Here is a 15265-nt window from a genome sequence, read left to right as displayed (position 1 = left end):
CATGAGCCTGCGCAGCCGCTTCCTGGTGCTCGCCGGCGCCCTGCTCCTGGTCGGGCTGGTCGGCGTCTGGTTCGCCTTCGAGCGCATTGCCGAAGGCATCATCGAGCAGTGGGGGAAGCACGTCGCGGAGATCCAGGTGCGCTACGACAGCGCCCGCCTGCAGCAGCCGCTGGAACGCGAGATCGCCCTGTCGCACCAGCTGGCCGACTCCACCGCCATCCTCCGGTTCGCCCGTGAACCCGACAACCCCGACAGGGAGGCGGCCGCCATCGAGGAGATGGAGAGCTTTCGCGGCAATTTCCGCGACGAAAACTACTTCGTGGCCCTGCGCGAAAACGGCGCCTACTACCACAACAACGCCGACGACGAATTCGCCGACGACCCGCTGCGCTATCACCTGGACCCCGACGACCCCGATGATGCCTGGTTCTTCCGCCTGATCGAGGAGGAACGCGACTTCCATCTCAACGTCAATCCGGACACCGAGCTGGGGGTCACCAAGCTGTGGATCGACGTGCTGATCCGCGACCGCGACGGCTCCATCCTGGGCATGACCGGGACCGGCCTGGAACTGGACGGCATCCTGCGCGACATCGTCGACATCGAGCAGCCGGGGATCACCACGGTGTTCGCCGACTTCAGCGGCGCCATCCAGCTCTACCGCGATCCGGAGTTCATCGAATTCGCCAGCCTGGTGCAGCCGGAGGGCCAGAAAAGCACGGTGGAACGCCTGGTCGACCGGCCCCGCGACCACCAGCGCATCCGCTCCATGATGGACGAACTGCGGGATCTGTCCGACCCGGAAGGCGAGGTGCGCACCGACTTCGTCCAGATCGACGGGCAGCGCCAGCTGGCGGGCATCGCCCGATTGCCGACTCTCGACTGGTACGAAATCACCCTGCTGGATCTCGACGAGGTGATGCCGGTACGACATTTCACGCCGGTGCTGGTGGTCTTCGGCTTTACCCTGGCCCTGGTCCTGGTCCTGCTGCACATGGCCCTGCAGCGCCTGATTTTCCGCCCGGTGGCCGCGCTGGAACAGGCGATGGCACGCATCCAGTCCGGCGACCTGCGCCCGGTGGAACTGCCCGAGGCGCGCGGCGAGATCGGCCGCCTGATGCGGCACTACCAGAGCATGGCGGAGGCCATCCGCAACCAGACCCGCAACCTCGAGACCAAGGTCCGCGAGCGCACCGAGGCACTGCACGAAATGGCCCGCAAGGATCCGCTGACCGGACTGGTGAACCGGCGGGGCATGGACGAGCTGCTGGATGACCATGCCCAGCGCGCGCGGCATTCCGGCGAGCCGTTCGGGGTCATCTATCTGGACCTGGACCACTTCAAGCCGCTCAACGACACCCACGGGCATGCCGAAGGCGATACCACCCTGACCCGGGTCGCCGAACGGCTGCGCGAATTTCTCGGCCCCGACGACCGGGTGGCGCGCTGGGGCGGCGACGAATTCCTGGTCCTGCTGCATCCCTGCGACCCGGAACGCCTGTCCGCCATGGGTCAGGCCCTCATCGAGGCCGCCGCCGGAGTGGAAACCCCCGAGGACACGCCCGTGACCTTCAGCGCCGGGGGCCACCTCGCGCAGCCCGGAGAACCCGTCGACGAGATCCTCGAACGCGCCGACCACGCCCTGTATGCGGCCAAGGAATCCGGACGCAACCGCTTCGACGTGCTCTGAGTCAGGGTTTGCGCGGGGGACGCGTGTACCAGAACCAGCTCAGACGCCGCGAACGCAGGCTCCAGGGCAACAACAGCACCTGCAGCACCACCAGGACGTGGCGCGCAGGGTGGAACCAGTCCTCCTTGCGCCCGGAGGTCAGCACCGGCGTCTGCAGGATCTCGAAGCGCTGACCCTGCGCGCGTCCCCGGCGTTTCAGTGCCCGTGACAGGAACACCTCCTCGCCCGCATAGACCGCCTCGCTGAAACCGCCCACGGCCGCGAACGCCTCGCGGGTGCAGAATACGTAGCAACCCGCGGCCAGCCCCAGGCGCGCGGAGAGGGCGTTCCATGCGGCCGCGCCCCAGCGATAAATGCGATGGTCGAGATGATCAAAGGCGACCCGGGCGCCACCGCCGCACACCGTTCCGCTGTCGAGCGCGTCCAGCGTGGCCTGCAGCAGTTCGGCATCGGGCCAGGTGTCGGCATCGACGAACAGCAGGTACTGCCCGCGAGCCGCCCCGGCACCCGCATTGCGCGCCCGGCTGATCCTGCGCTCTGGCTCGTACACCACCCGGCAGCCCGCGCGCTGCGCGATCTCCGGGGTGGCATCCGTGGAGGCATTGTCGACCACGATGATCTCGCTGGCCCGTTCGACACCGGCCAGCGCCCCCTGGACCGCGGCCAGGGTCCGCGGCAGCCATTCCGCCTCGTTCCACGCGGGGATGATCACGGACAGCCCCGGAGCACCGCGGACAAAAGCGTCGAATTTCACGGATTCACCTCCTCGTCGGCCGTCGCGCCCGGAACTGGGGAAACTACACCGGGCCGCACTCGTCTACCATGGTGGACAAATCGAGGCATCCGGAGACTCCCCATGACCCGCAATCCAGCCACCCGCCTGTTACTCCTGGCCGTGCTCGGGGCCCTGCTGGCGCTGCCACCGGCCGCCTGGGCGGAATCCGGCGACGAAACCACCGCCGCCGCAACCACCAGCGAGTCGATGGAGAGCCTGCGCGAGGACTGGCAGCAGCGCCGCGAGCAGCTGCAGCGCGATGCCGAAGAAGGCGACGAGACCGCACGCGAACGCACCCGGGATACCCTGGACGCGATGGATGACACCCTGCAGCGCCTGCACCGGGAGGCCGGGGAGTCCTGGGACGATCTCGCCGACACCACGCGCGAAAACCGCGAACGGGCCTTGCAGGCCCTGGACGACGAACGCGATGCCCTGGCCGCCTGGTACGACGACATGGAGCTGCGCAGCGGGCGCGCCGGCGGGTCGATCCGCGAAGGCTCGCGCAAGGCCTGGGAAGGCGTGCGGGACGGCTCGCGCGAGGCCTGGGGCGGCGTCCGCGAAGGTTCCCGCGAGGCCTGGGATGGCGTGCGCGACGGGTCACGGGACGCCTGGGGCCGCATCCGCGACGGCTCGCGCGACGCCTGGGACGGGGTCCGTGATGCCTTCGGCGGGGACGACGCGCCGGACGAAGGAGAAGCCGAATGACCGCGACCCTGCGAACGTCCCCGCTTCTCGCCCTGGCCCTGGCCCTGCTGGTGACCGGCTGTGACGGCGGCTTCTGGTCCGGCGAGCCGGAACACCGCGAACGCACCGACAACCCGGAGATCCTCGCGCGCGGCGAGCACCTCTACCAGCAGTACTGCGCGGCCTGCCATGGCGAGGACCGCGAGGGGGCGGAGAACTGGCACCAGCCGGACGAAGACGGCAACTGGCCCCCGCCGCCGCTCGACGGTTCGGCCCACACCTGGCACCACCCCTGGTGGCAGCTCAAGGACATGATCCGTTACGGCGGCCAGGCCCGTGGCGGCACCATGCCCTCGTTCGAGGAACAGATCGACGAAGAAGACGCCGAGGCCATCATCTACTGGCTGCAGTCGCACTGGCCCGACGAGGTCTACGAGGCCTGGCTGGACTACGACCGCAACACCCCCACGCCCGCAGACTGGGAAGAGGCCACCGGCCGCGAGTGGGTCACCCACACCGACTGATACCGGGCGGGGCGGGAACTGACCGGACCCGACCGGCGCGGTCAGTTCCCGGCCCAGCCCATGCGCCGGAACACCAGCTTCTCGCCCTCCACGATCAGGAACACCGCCAGCCCGAACAGCAGGATGCGCGCCCAGTCCCCGGCATCGATCGCAGTGGTACCGAACAGGGTGTGCATCACCGGCACGTAGGTGAACGCCAGCTGCAGCACGACCAGCACCCCGATGGCGATCCACATCGCCCGCGAGCGGAACAGCTCGCCGCCCGCCAGCACCGGCTGATGGATCAGGCGCAGGTTCAGCAGGTAGAAGGCCTGACCGGCCACCAGGGTGTTGATGGCCACGGTGCGGGCGAGGTCATCGGCCACCCCCAGCACCTCCTCCATGTACACGAAGTGGCCGAAGGTCCCCAGCCACAGCAGGATCGCCACGAACGGTATGCGCCACAGCAAAAAGCCCGACAGCAGCGGGGTATCGGGCGCTCGCGGCGGACGGCCCATCACCCCCGGCTCGGTCCGTTCGAAGGCCAGCGCCATCGCCAGGGTCACCGAGGTCACCATGTTGACCCACAGCACCTGCACCGGGGTCAGCGGCAGGGCCAGGCCCATCAGGATCGCCATCATGATGGTCAGTGACTGCCCGGCATTGGTGGGCAGCATGTGCAGGATGGCCTTGCGGATGTTGTCGTAGACCGTGCGGCCTTCCTCCACCGCATGCGCGATGGAGGCGAAGTTGTCGTCCGCCAGCACCATCTCCGAGGCCTCCTTGGCCGCCTCGGTCCCCTTGTGCCCCATGGCCACCCCGACATCCGCGCGCTTGAGCGCGGGGGCGTCGTTGACCCCGTCCCCGGTCATGGACACGATGCGGCCATTGCCCTGCAGCGCCCTGACCAGCCGCAGCTTGTGCTCCGGCGTGGTGCGCGCGAACACATCGGTATCCTCCACCGCGCGCGCCAGTTCGGCGTCATCCATGGCTTCCAGCTGCTGGCCGGTCAGCGTGCCGCCCTCGCCGCGCAGGCCCAGCTGCTCGCCGATCGCCCGCGCGGTGGCCGCGTGGTCGCCGGTGATCATCTTGACCCGGATCCCGGCCCGCTGGCACTCGGCTACCGCGGCGATCGCCTCGTCGCGGGGCGGATCGATGATGCCGACCAGCGCCAGCAGGACGAAACCGCCCTGTTCCACGTCACCATAGGTCAGCTCGCGCTGCTCGGCGGTGGTGGCGCGCCGGGCGATGGCCAGCAGGCGCTGACCGCGTGCCGCGATCGCGTCCATCGCCGCATGCCATTCATCCGCCCGCAGCGGCTCGCGGCCGTCGGCGGTGGCCTGGTGCTCGCACAGCTCCAGCACCCGTTCCGGGGCCCCTTTCAGGTAGATGCGCCCGTGACCGTCGTGATCGTGATGCAGGGTCGCCATGTAACGGTGATCCGATTCGAACGGGATCACATCGGTACGCGGCAGACCCTCGTGTTCCCGTCGGGAGCTCAACCCGCCCTTGAACGCCGCGGTCACCAGCGCGCCCTCGGTGGGGTCGCCCTGCATCACCCACTGGCCGTCCTTCTCGAAGACCTCCGCGTCGTTGCACAGCAGGGCGGCACGCAGAACCTCCTCCAGGCATGGCGCATCCGCCGGTTCGATCTCCTGGCCGTCGCGCGAGAAGTCACCGTGCGGGGCATACCCCACCCCGCTGACCCCGTATTCGCCGGCACCGGTCAGCAGCGTCTGTACGGTCATCTCGTTGCGGGTGAGGGTCCCGGTCTTGTCGGAACAGATCGCCGACACCGAACCCAGCGTCTCCACCGCCGGCAGCTTGCGGATGATCGCGTTGCGCCGGGCCATCTTCTGCACCCCGATGGCCAAAGCGATGGTCAGGATCGCCGGCAGGCCCTCGGGGATGGTGGACACCGCCAGACTGGCGGCCGCCAGGAACATCTCGTCCAGCGGGTAATCGCGGACCCAGAAGCCGAAAGCAAAGGTCGCCGCCGAGATGACGATGATGACGCCGGCCAGCCAGCGGCCGAACTGCGCCACCTGGCGCACCAGCGGCGTCTCGAGGCTCTCCACCTCGCCCAGCATGGTGGAGATGCGCCCGATCTCGGTATCGCCGCCGGTGGCCACCACCACCCCGGTGCCGCGGCCGAAGGACACCAGCGTGCCGGAGAACGCCATGCCGCGCCGATCGCCCAGATCGGCACCTTCATCAACCGCGGCGGTATCCTTCTCGACCGCCACCGACTCTCCGGTCAGCACCGCCTCCTCGACCTGCAGGTTGCGGGTTTCGAACAGCCGCACGTCGGCCGGCACGCGATCCCCGGCCTGGAGATAGACGACATCCCCCGGCACCAGGGTATCCGCGGGAACCTCGCGGCGTTCGCCGTCGCGCCGCACCACCGCCTGCGGCGAGAGCATCCTGCGGATCGCATCCAGCGCCTTTTCCGCCTTGCCCTCCTGGACAAAGCCGATCAGCGTGTTGATCAGCACCACCGCCAGGATCACCCCGGTGTCCACCCAGTGGCCCAGCAGGGCGGTCCCGATGGCCGCCAGCACCAGGATGTAGATCAGGATGTTGTGGAAATGACGCAGGAAACGCCGCAGCACCCCGGCCTTTTCCGGCGGCTTGAGGGCGTTGGGGCCGAAACGCTCCAGCCGTTCACGGGCCTCGTCGCTGCTCAGCCCCTCGCGTGCGGCGTCGTGGCGCCGCAGGGCCTCGTCGGCTTCCAGTGCATGCCACGGAGTGGTGGCACCTGTATCGTCCCCCGAGCCGCCGGACGTGTCAGGCGTGTCAGGGGCATCGGGACGGGATTCATCCATGGGCGGGCTTCATCCGGGTGGTTGGTGCGTCATGGTTCAATCCTGTCGGAGTTCGGCGCCGGCCACAAGCCCGCCGATTCCGTGACAGAACGCACAAAAAAGGCCGCCCCGGTCGCCCGGGACGGCCCTTTTTCTCAGTGAAGGCCCTGCCGGTTCAGAAATTGAAACCGACCTTGGCCATCACGCGCATGTTGTCCATGTCCTCGCGCGAGCCGGCGAAGCGATCGCTCTCGGTGATCTGGTAGCGCGCTTCCATGCCGACGAACAGGGTGTCGTCCACGTCGTACTGCACCGAGCCGCCGAACTGCCCGGCCCACAGACCGTTGCGGTCACCGTCCAGCCTGGTGTTTACATAGCCCAGCCCGGGCCCGAAGCCCATGGTCACGCTGTCGGCAACTTCAAACTCCCAGTGGGTGTTCAGTTCGGTGCTGGTCATCCGCAGCGGGCCGTCGTCGAACTCGGTCACGCTCAGACGATGGCGCAGCACGCCGTTGTCCGGCTGGAACAGCAGGCAGTCGGCGCCGATTTCCAGACCATAGGCCGGGTCATCTCGCAGATCGGAGTCGGTGGTCCAGAGGCCACCCCCCATCACCGCAAAGCTCGGGTTGAGCCCCATCCCGTCGGCGCTGGCGGTGCCGACCGCCAGGAGCGGGGCGGCGGCCATTGCGAACATCATCCTGCGTACCTGCATGTCGAACTCCCGGAAAAGCCTGTGTTTCACGGTAGTTTAACGCTGACACCCGATCCGTAAAACTCCCGGGACAGGGGCGGTGCTCCGCAAGCCTGGCGCAGCCGGTACCGATCGGCTGCGCCGGCGGGAGCGGAAGGAATTTCCCGCGACCCCATGTCATCTACTCAGGCTGAGGCCCATGTGCAGACCGGAGCCCCGCGACACGGATCCCGGATCTGGCCGGGAACCCTCATCGTCTGTAACACTCGAAAGCAGCGTCCGGAATACACAGTAAAGAACACCGGACGTTGTCAGCGAAGAACATTCACAAGCCTACGCAAGTACGGAGGTTTTCCATGTCCGACAAGCACAACGCCAATCGCCGTGCCTTCCTGCGCCGCGCATCCGCCGCGGTGGCCGCCATTCCGGTGGTGAGCCTGATGGGCACGCAGTCCGTCCACGCCGCGGACGAGAAGGCCGAAGACGGTCACGCCCACGACTACGTCAACGACGCGGCCGATGCCGCGGATCACCCGCAGTTCCAGGAAGGCGCGCGCTGCGACAACTGCGCCTTCTGGAACGCCAACGCGGATGCCCCGGACGGCTGGGGCGGCTGCTTCCACCAGGACTTCCAGAACGTCCTGGTCAACGAAGCCGGCTGGTGCGACGCGCACGTGATGAGCTGATTCACGGGCACGTCCCGACCCCGCCGGTCACGCATCGGCGGGGTCTTCCCTCACGATCTCCGCGTCCTCCGACGCTCCGCCGGCATCGCGATAAACCACCCGCCGGTCGGTGATCTCGAATTCCCCCTCGGCGTGCCGCACGTCGCCCGCCAGCATGCGTTCGTCCAGACGTTCGAACAGGCGCTGCAGCGCCAGCGCAATCGCCTCCCGGGCCCGCACGTCCAGACCGTATCCTTCCCAGTTCGCGCGCGCGCTCGCCAGACGCGCGTACCCGGCCTGCACGAAACCCGCAACCAGCAGTGCCCGCAGGGCCCCCTGCCCCGCCCACTGCGCCAGCCCGCGCAGATGTTCCGGATCGGGGCGCGTATCCGTGCCGGGCCGCAGGGCTTGCGGCAACAGGGCCGGCCAGTCGTCCGCGACCGGACGCCCGGGCAGCAGGTCCTCGTCGATCATCTGACGATAGTCCTCCACCGGATCCGAGCCCGTGCGCAGCGCCAGCTGCATCAGCGCCCCCGCCTCGTCGAGGTAACCGGACAGCGCGAAGCCGCACAGATGGTGATCCACGATGTCATGCACGAAGACCGAGGTGGGGATGCGTTCGCCGGTGAACGGCGTCGCGGCAATCACATCCTCGCCCAGTCCGGGAAGGGCCAGCTTCCAGCCGCGCGCGCCGAAGCCATCCTCCCATGTCCTGCGATACCGCACTGGCACATGCACCGGCGACGTGGCCGATCCACCGGAGGTACCCGGGGCCCCGTCATCCGAAACGCCGCCCTCAAGGCCTTTCGCTTCGTTCGTTGGATCTCCCATTGGATTCCCTCCCCTTGCGTTTACCGATCGGTCAACTAGACTGTAGATCATGACGACCGGAGACCAAAGCCGACAGGCCCTGATGGATGCCACCCGCGGTCTCGTGCTCACCCGCAGCTACGGTTCGGTGGGCATCGCCGGCATCTGCGAGCGCGCCGGCGTGCGGCGGGGCAGCCTGTATCACTTCTTCCCGGGCAAGGAGGATCTGGTCATCGCCACGCTGGAGGCGCTGTATACCGAGTTCACAGCGGAAGTCCTGGAGCCCGCCCTGCGCGGCCCCGGTGGACTGCGCGAGCGGGTCACCGCCTTCGTCGGCGCGATCCACGCATTCCAGGCCCGCATGCAGGCCGCGGAGGGCCGCCTGCCGGGCTGCCCGTTCGGCAGCCTGGCGGTGGAAACCGGCACGCAGAGCCCACGGCTGCGGGCAGCCATGCAGGGCCATCTGGACGCGATCCGCGCGCAATTCCGCGCGGCCCTCGACGCGGCCGTGGCGCACGGCGAACTGGACGCACGCACCGACACCGCCCGCCTCGCCGATCACTGGCTCGCGCTGATGGAGGGCATCCTGCTGATGGCACGGGCGGAACAGGACGCGGACACCATCCTGCGTCTGGCCCCGGCGCTGCAGGACCTGCTGCTCACCACCCATCCCGACGGAGACGCGCCATGACGACCGAATCCGATTTCCCCCTGCATGACCGCGCATCGGCCCCCGCGGCGGCCGCCAGTTTCGACCGCGCCGAGGCCACCTTCGGCATGGTCCCCAACCTGATCCGCAAGATGGCCACCGTCCCGGCCCTGGCCGCGGCCTATCTCGATCTCAACGAACTCCTGCAGCAGACCTCGCTGAGCGGCGAGGAACAGGCCGTGCTGCTGCTCACCGTCAGCCGTTTCCACGCCTGTGATTACTGCATGGCCGCCCACAGCATGACCGGCCGCATGGCCGGCGTCGCCGATTCGGTGGTGGACGCCCTGCGCGAGGACCGGCCGCTGGAGGACCCCGCGCTGGAGGCCCTGCGCGGGTTTGCCCGGGCCATGCTGGAACACCGCGGCTGGGTCGACGAGACGGCCAAGCAGGCCTTTCTGGAGGCCGGCCACACACCGCAGAAAATGCTGGAGGTCATCCTCGCCATCGGCCTCAAGACCCTGTCCAACTACACCAACCACATCGCCGCCACACCGGTGGACGAACCGATGCAGGGCGAACGCTGGACGGCCCCGACCGGCGGCTGAGGCAGGGCGCAGTCAGAATGAACCGGGAAATGCCCCCACGCGTGCTGCTGCTGTCGGCCTATCGTGCCGACAGCCATGCCGCGTGGGCGGACGCCCTGGTGACCGCCTTTCCCGGGATCGACTGGCAGCGCTTCGAGCTGCCCGGGCGCCATTTCCGCTGGCGCATCCGCGGCAACCCGATCTCCTGGCTGGATGCGCTGGAAGGCGTGCAGGCCGATGCGATCGTCGCCACCTCGATGGTGGATCTGGCCACGCTGCGGGGCCTGCACCCGACGCTGGCGGCCCTGCCCGCGCTGTACTACTTCCACGAAAACCAGTTCGCCTACCCCGTGGGCGAACAACAGGTGCGTTCCGTCGAGCCGCAGATGGTCCAGGTGTACGGCGCGCTGTCCGCCGGGCATCTCGCGTTCAATTCGGCCTTCAACCGCGACTCCTTCCTCGACGGCCTGCGGGCCCTGTTGCGGCGCATGCCCGACGCAGTCCCGCCCGGCGTCCCCGAACGCCTGTCCGAGCGGGCCCGCGTACTCCCGGTCCCGGTCGCGCCGCCGCGGCGCCCCGACGGGGGAACACCCGAACGTGACCCGGGACTGATCCTGTGGAACCATCGCTGGGAATACGACAAGCGCCCGGAACTCTTCGCCGAGGCGCTGGAAAGACTGACCGCGCGCGGGCGGGATTTTCGCCTGGCCCTGCTGGGTCCGCGTCCGGAACCGCCCCCCGACGCCCTGCAACGAATACGGCAGCGTTTCGGTGCATGGATCGTCGCCGACGGGCGCGTGCCACGGGAGGAATACGACGCCCTGCTGCGGCGCGCGGGCATCGTGGTCAGCAGCACCGCACACGAATTCCAGGGACTGTCGATGCTGGAGGCGAGCGCCGCCGGCGCCCGCCCGCTGGTGCCGGACGCCCTTTGCTACCCGGAGCAGTACCCCCGCGAGTACCGCTATCCGGCCGGCGACTCCGAGGCCCTGGCCGCGCGACTGGACGGCTGGCTCACCGACGGCCTGCCGCCACCGGTGGACGTCTCGACGCTGGAAACCACCGCGCTGCTGCCGGCCTGGGCGCGGGCCCTGGAGGACCTGACCGGGAGCGTGCTCAGTCCAGCGCCACCCGCGGTCCGGTGAGCGGCACCGATTCGTCCTCGACGAACACCGGCCGGATCACGTCGCGGTAATTGCGGATGCGCTGGACGTAGTACACCGGCTGGTAGCCACGCGCATAGCCGTAACGCAGGTTGCTGTAGTAACGCTCCTCGGTCAGCAGCGGCAGCACCTCGCGCATGTCCGCCCAGCGGTCGGGATCGCGGCCCAGCTCGCGCGCCAGGCGCCGCGCGTCCAGCAGATGCCCGCGGCCGATGTTGTAGCTGGCCAGCGCGAGATAGGTGCGGTCCGGTTCCGGAATGTCCTCATCCAGGCGCTCGTGCATCTGACGCAGGTAACGCGCGCCGCCGCGAATGCTCTGCTCCGGATCCAGGCGATCCTCGATGCCCAGCTCCTGCGCGGTGCGCTGCGTGAGCATCATCAGGCCGCGCACCCCGGTGGGACTGCGGGCTTCCGGATCCCAGTGCGACTCCTGGTAGGCCAGCGCGGCCAGCAAGTCGGCGGGCAGTTCGTGCTCGTCCGCGGCCTCCTCGAACACCGGGCGGAAATCCGGCAGCCGCTGGTCGATGCGCCGGGTCAGCGCGCGCAGGTCGACGAAATCGAATTCGGGTACATAGGCGTAGTACAGCTCGTCCACCCGGGCACGCGCCTGCACCCCCTCGTCGGTGTCCATCCAGGCGCGCGCCTGTCCGGCCAGCCCCTCGAAATCGGGGTGCAGGTACCAACCAATCGCGCGGACGTCACTCAGGTCGAAAGACACCTCCAGATGCGGGAACATCCGCCGGTTGAGCTCGGCGATATGCGAGTCCGCCACGGTGCAGTCCAGTTCGCCCTTCTCCACCGCCGCCAGCAGTCGCTCGGTGCCCTTCGGCTCGGCGCGATACGGTACCGGCTCCTCCAGCGCCTGCAGCGTTTCCACGTAGGCACTGCTGGCGCTCACCGCCAACTCCAGCCCGTCCAGGTCGGCGGCCGTCTGCGGCTGCGGGCGCTGGTCGCGATGACAGACGACCTGCTCGGTCACCTCGGTGTGCTGCGGCCCGCGGAGGAAATCAGCATCGCGCGACTCGAGGTGCGTGAGCCCGGCCGCGGCCATGTGGACCTCTCCCGAGGCGAGGGCCCGCAGCACGGCATCGACCGAATCCACCACCTGCCACTCGACGTCCCAGCCGCGGGCGTCGGCGAACGCCTCCACCAGATCGTGTTCGGGGCCCGCGGTCTCGGTATGGCGGTCGTAGAACCAGGCGGTGGGTGCGTTGCGGGTGACCACCACCAGTTCGCCCGCTTCCTCCGGATGCGCCAGCGCGGACGCCTCCACCCCGGGCACCTCGGACTGCCCTTCACCGGGGCTGCAGGCCATCAATATGGCCGCGCCGGCGGCCACCAGGCCCGACCGAAACCAGTGACGTGCGTGCTGCGAATGGTTGAGCAAGAACGATGACATGAGATCCCTCCCGATTGGCTGTCTCCTGACAACCCACTATCCTGAATGGTCATTACCACCTTCGAGCACTGAGACCCCGTTCACAACCAACCCCGGTGAGATCAGGGTTGGGATGCGAAATGGGGGAACGCAACGCATGATCCATGATGCAGGATCCGTCGTTCGCCCGGGAGCTTCATGGAATACGCCGCACTGCTGGACATCTTCGGCATCATCCTGCTGGTCGCCGGCGCCATCACTGCGCTGGTCGCCGTGCAGGATGCCTTCACCCGGCGCGAACGGGCACGCCCGGTGATCGGCCGCTTCACCGCCCGCACCCTGGGGCTGGCCGGTGGCGGCGCGGCGGCCGCCGCAATCGGGCTCGCCCTGCTGCTGATTTAAGCCGGCCCTTGTGTCCGGCCGGCGGGGTCGCTACCTTCGGCTGCCAGTCGGATCACGAGAATCCGTGTCACGGGTGTGAAGGGGGGAACCATGCCTGTTCGACCGCGCCATCTCGCGGCCGCGGCCATCGCCGCGCCGCTCGGTCTGGCCCCGGCCACCGTGCTGGCCGCCGGCTTCTACCTGCAGGAACAGGGGGTGACCGGCCTGGGCCGGGCCTATGCCGGCGAGGCCGCCATCGCCTCCGACGCCAGCACCATCTATTTCAACCCCGCCGGCATGACCCGCCTGGAAAGCGCCGAGGTGCAGGCCGGTGCGCATCTGCTGTTCCCGCGCTCCAGCACCCGCAACGACGGCTCGAGCTTCACGAATGCCAACGGCCAGACGCTCCCCGTGGAAGGCAGCGAGGGCGACAACCCCTACGACCCCACCCCGCTGCCCAATTTCTACTGGGCCGAGCCACAGTCGGATCGCGTATGGCTGGGCTTCGGCCTGGGCACCCATTTCGGACTGAAGGGCGAGTATGACGACGATTTCTTCGCCCGCTACGACTCGCTGGAGACCGACCTGCGGGTGCTCAATCTGCAGCCCAGCATCGCCGTGCAGGTCAGCGATCGGGTCTCCGTCGGCGGCGGCATCGACCTGCAGTACGCCGATGCCACGCTGCGTGCGGCCATCCCGGACCCGATTGGTCCGGACCCGGCACTCGACGGCGAATACCGCCTGGAAGGGGACAGCTGGGACGTGGGGTACAACCTCGGCGTGCTGATCGACCTCGCGGACACCACTCGCCTCGGGTTGCACTACCGCAGCGGGGTGACCCACACGCTCAAGGGCACGGCACGCGTCGCCATGCCGAAGAACGGCCCGCCGCTGACCGGGCCGGTGGTGGCCACCGGCGAGGCCGACCTCAAGCTCCCGGACATCGCCAGCGCCGCGCTCAGCCATCGCTTCAACGAACGCTGGACCGGGCTGCTGCAGTACACCTGGTTCAACTGGTCGAATTTCGACGAGATCGCGGTGGAGTCCAACCACCCGCTGGCCGAACAGGAACTGGCGCAGGACTATCGCAACAGCTACGCCCTGGCGATCGGGGCCGAATACGAGCTCAACCCGGCCTGGACCCTGCGCGGCGGCATCCAGTACGACCGCACCCCCACCCGCGACAGCCATCGCTCGACCCGAACCCCGGACGGCGACCGCACCTGGCTGTCGCTGGGGGCCTCCTGGCATCCGTCGGAACGACTGAGCGTCGACCTCGGTTACTCCTACGTCCACGTGTCGAGCGAGGACATCGAACTGACCCGCGAATTCGACACCGGTACGGTGGAATACAGCGGAAGCACCCGCGGGCGGGTGAACATCCTGTCGGCAGGGCTGCGCTACCGCTACTGACCCCGTGCAGGCCCGGTGGGCTCGGCGGCCACGTCGCAGGCCTGTTCCAGCGCACGCCGGTCGGCCTCCGCGAGCCGCTCGCGCCCCGCATTCTCGGCACCCAGGCTGGCGTGCATCACCGCCGCCGGATCCGCAACATGGCCGATGCCCAGCGCATGGCCCAGCTCGTGCGCCAGCACCAGCGTCAGCTGCTCGCGATCGGTAGCCTGATAGACGGTGATCGAACGCCCTTCGCCGGAGCGCTCGTACAATCCCACGTTGAATCCGCTCGCCTCGCGCGAGCGTTCGTTATGGCCGTCCGCACGTGCATTGTAGTCCGCGATCGCCGCGTCCAGCTCCGCCCGGCGGTCCTCCAGTTCATCACGGCGTTCGCCCAGCCGCTCGGCCCGGTGGTTCAGCTCGCGCCGCTGGCGCTCGATGGCCTCCGCTTCGCGCTCCAGCCGCGCACGACGCGCCTCGGTGCGGCGCCCTTCTCCGGCATTCCATGAGGCCACGTCGCGCTGGTGGGCCGCCTGACGTTCCGCCAGCTCCTGTCGGTTTTCGTCATGGCGCCGGATATCCGCCTCCAGCGCGGAACGTGCGTGATCCAGACGCTCGCGCCGGCGCTCGATCTCCGCATACAGCTCCTCCAGGCCCGTCCGGGCCTGATCCCGCCGCAGGGCCGCAGCCTGACGCTCGTCGAACACCAGCCGCACCGCAACCCCCTTACCCTCTTCCTCACGGAACAGCTCCGCGTCAGTGGCCTCCTCCCACATCCCCCGGGCATCGCGCAGGGCCGCGCGCACCTCGCGCTCCGACAGTCCGAACTCGGCGTCGACCCGGTCGAGGTGAAAGCTCACCGGCAGCCGGCATCCCGGAGCGACCGGATGCTCCGCGAGGGTGGTGACCGGATTCCCCGGTTGCTCCGCCCCCTCCTCCACCAGTTCGCGCCACCCCCCGATCGCGACCAGCACCACGACCAGAGGCAACCACCAGCGTCCCGTCATTGCGTACTCCTCTTCCCCTACAAATGCAGAGTTGCCACACCTCCGGCCCCCATGCAAGATGGATCGGGAAAGCCCTTTTCCGCATC

At 68.7% G+C, this 15265-nt stretch carries 15 protein-coding genes; 9 read left to right on the top strand and 6 right to left on the bottom strand.

Features of this window, described 5'->3' with window-relative positions; all coding sequences use genetic code 11:
- Nucleotide 1 precedes the first annotated feature (1 nt).
- Complete coding sequence (locus G020_RS0102550; protein ID WP_024328537.1) at nt 2–1690, top strand: sensor domain-containing diguanylate cyclase; 1689 nt, start codon at nt 2–4, stop codon at nt 1688–1690.
- A gap of 1 nt (nt 1691) precedes the next feature.
- Here the strand turns inward: G020_RS0102550 and G020_RS0102545 are convergent, their stop codons facing one another.
- Nucleotides 1692–2444 (bottom strand): glycosyltransferase, encoded by a 753-nt coding sequence (locus G020_RS0102545; protein ID WP_024328536.1) that lies wholly within the window; start codon nt 2442–2444, stop codon nt 1692–1694.
- Between the two features lie 102 nt (nt 2445–2546).
- On the opposite strand from G020_RS0102545, the gene G020_RS0102540 reads away from it, so the two are divergent.
- Both G020_RS0102540 and G020_RS0102535 read left to right on the top strand, forming a co-directional pair.
- A complete protein-coding gene (locus G020_RS0102540) occupies nt 2547–3173 on the top strand; it encodes a hypothetical protein (RefSeq protein WP_024328535.1) in 627 nt (208 codons plus the stop codon).
- The gene (locus tag G020_RS0102535; protein ID WP_018946463.1) at nt 3170–3676 is read left to right on the top strand and encodes a cytochrome c; all 507 of its coding nucleotides are present in this window, start codon (nt 3170–3172) and stop codon (nt 3674–3676) included. The genes G020_RS0102540 and G020_RS0102535 overlap by 4 nt, the downstream gene beginning before the upstream one ends.
- Before the next feature lie 41 nt (nt 3677–3717).
- Here the strand turns inward: G020_RS0102535 and G020_RS0102530 are convergent, their stop codons facing one another.
- Together G020_RS0102530 and G020_RS0102525 are read right to left on the bottom strand one after the other, a co-directional pair.
- On the bottom strand, nt 3718–6480 hold the full coding sequence (locus G020_RS0102530; RefSeq protein ID WP_024328534.1) for a cation-transporting P-type ATPase: 2763 nt from the start codon (nt 6478–6480) through the stop codon (nt 3718–3720).
- A gap of 154 nt (nt 6481–6634) precedes the next feature.
- Nucleotides 6635–7171: an outer membrane beta-barrel protein gene (locus G020_RS0102525; protein ID WP_024328533.1), complete on the bottom strand. Its 537-nt coding sequence runs from the start codon at nt 7169–7171 to the stop codon at nt 6635–6637.
- A gap of 335 nt (nt 7172–7506) precedes the next feature.
- On the opposite strand from G020_RS0102525, the gene G020_RS0102520 reads away from it, so the two are divergent.
- Nucleotides 7507–7836, top strand: coding sequence for a high-potential iron-sulfur protein (locus G020_RS0102520; RefSeq protein WP_018946465.1), 330 nt, complete (start codon nt 7507–7509; stop codon nt 7834–7836).
- 27 nt (nt 7837–7863) lie between these two features.
- Here G020_RS0102520 and G020_RS0102515 read toward each other — a convergent pair whose 3' ends face one another.
- Nucleotides 7864–8646, bottom strand: coding sequence for a hypothetical protein (locus tag G020_RS0102515; RefSeq protein ID WP_024328532.1), 783 nt, complete (start codon nt 8644–8646; stop codon nt 7864–7866).
- A gap of 82 nt (nt 8647–8728) precedes the next feature.
- Between G020_RS0102515 and G020_RS0102510 the strand changes: the two genes are divergently transcribed.
- The 3 genes from G020_RS0102510 to G020_RS0102500 are packed head-to-tail and all read left to right on the top strand — an operon-like array spanning nt 8729 to nt 11003.
- Complete coding sequence (locus G020_RS0102510) at nt 8729–9316, top strand: TetR/AcrR family transcriptional regulator (protein ID WP_018946467.1); 588 nt, start codon at nt 8729–8731, stop codon at nt 9314–9316.
- Nucleotides 9313–9879 carry a carboxymuconolactone decarboxylase family protein gene (locus tag G020_RS0102505; RefSeq protein ID WP_024328531.1) on the top strand — a complete coding sequence of 189 codons (567 nt, stop codon included), beginning with the start codon at nt 9313–9315 and terminating at the stop codon, nt 9877–9879. The genes G020_RS0102510 and G020_RS0102505 overlap by 4 nt, the downstream gene beginning before the upstream one ends.
- A gap of 29 nt (nt 9880–9908) precedes the next feature.
- On the top strand, nt 9909–11003 hold the full coding sequence (locus G020_RS0102500; RefSeq protein ID WP_024328530.1) for a DUF3524 domain-containing protein: 1095 nt from the start codon (nt 9909–9911) through the stop codon (nt 11001–11003).
- On the opposite strand, the gene mltF is transcribed toward G020_RS0102500, so the two are convergent.
- On the bottom strand, nt 10975–12420 hold the full coding sequence (gene mltF, locus G020_RS0102495; protein WP_024328529.1) for a membrane-bound lytic murein transglycosylase MltF: 1446 nt from the start codon (nt 12418–12420) through the stop codon (nt 10975–10977). The genes G020_RS0102500 and mltF overlap by 29 nt on opposite strands.
- A 177-nt stretch (nt 12421–12597) precedes the next feature.
- On the opposite strand from mltF, the gene G020_RS0102490 reads away from it, so the two are divergent.
- A complete protein-coding gene (locus G020_RS0102490; protein ID WP_024328528.1) occupies nt 12598–12801 on the top strand; it encodes a DUF3185 family protein in 204 nt (67 codons plus the stop codon).
- A gap of 90 nt (nt 12802–12891) precedes the next feature.
- Nucleotides 12892–14193, top strand: coding sequence for an OmpP1/FadL family transporter (locus G020_RS0102485; RefSeq protein ID WP_024328527.1), 1302 nt, complete (start codon nt 12892–12894; stop codon nt 14191–14193).
- Here G020_RS0102485 and G020_RS0102480 read toward each other — a convergent pair.
- Nucleotides 14187–15179: a matrixin family metalloprotease gene (locus G020_RS0102480; protein WP_024328526.1), complete on the bottom strand. Its 993-nt coding sequence runs from the start codon at nt 15177–15179 to the stop codon at nt 14187–14189. The genes G020_RS0102485 and G020_RS0102480 overlap by 7 nt on opposite strands.
- Nucleotides 15180–15265: the final 86 nt, after the last annotated feature.

The sequence above is a fragment of the Thioalkalivibrio sp. ALR17-21 genome (assembly GCF_000420185.1).
In the GTDB taxonomy this organism is placed as follows: Bacteria; Pseudomonadota; Gammaproteobacteria; order Ectothiorhodospirales; family Ectothiorhodospiraceae; genus Thioalkalivibrio; species Thioalkalivibrio halophilus.
The sequence above is the reverse complement of the archived record's forward strand: the minus strand, read 5'-3'. Positions and strand labels throughout refer to the sequence as shown.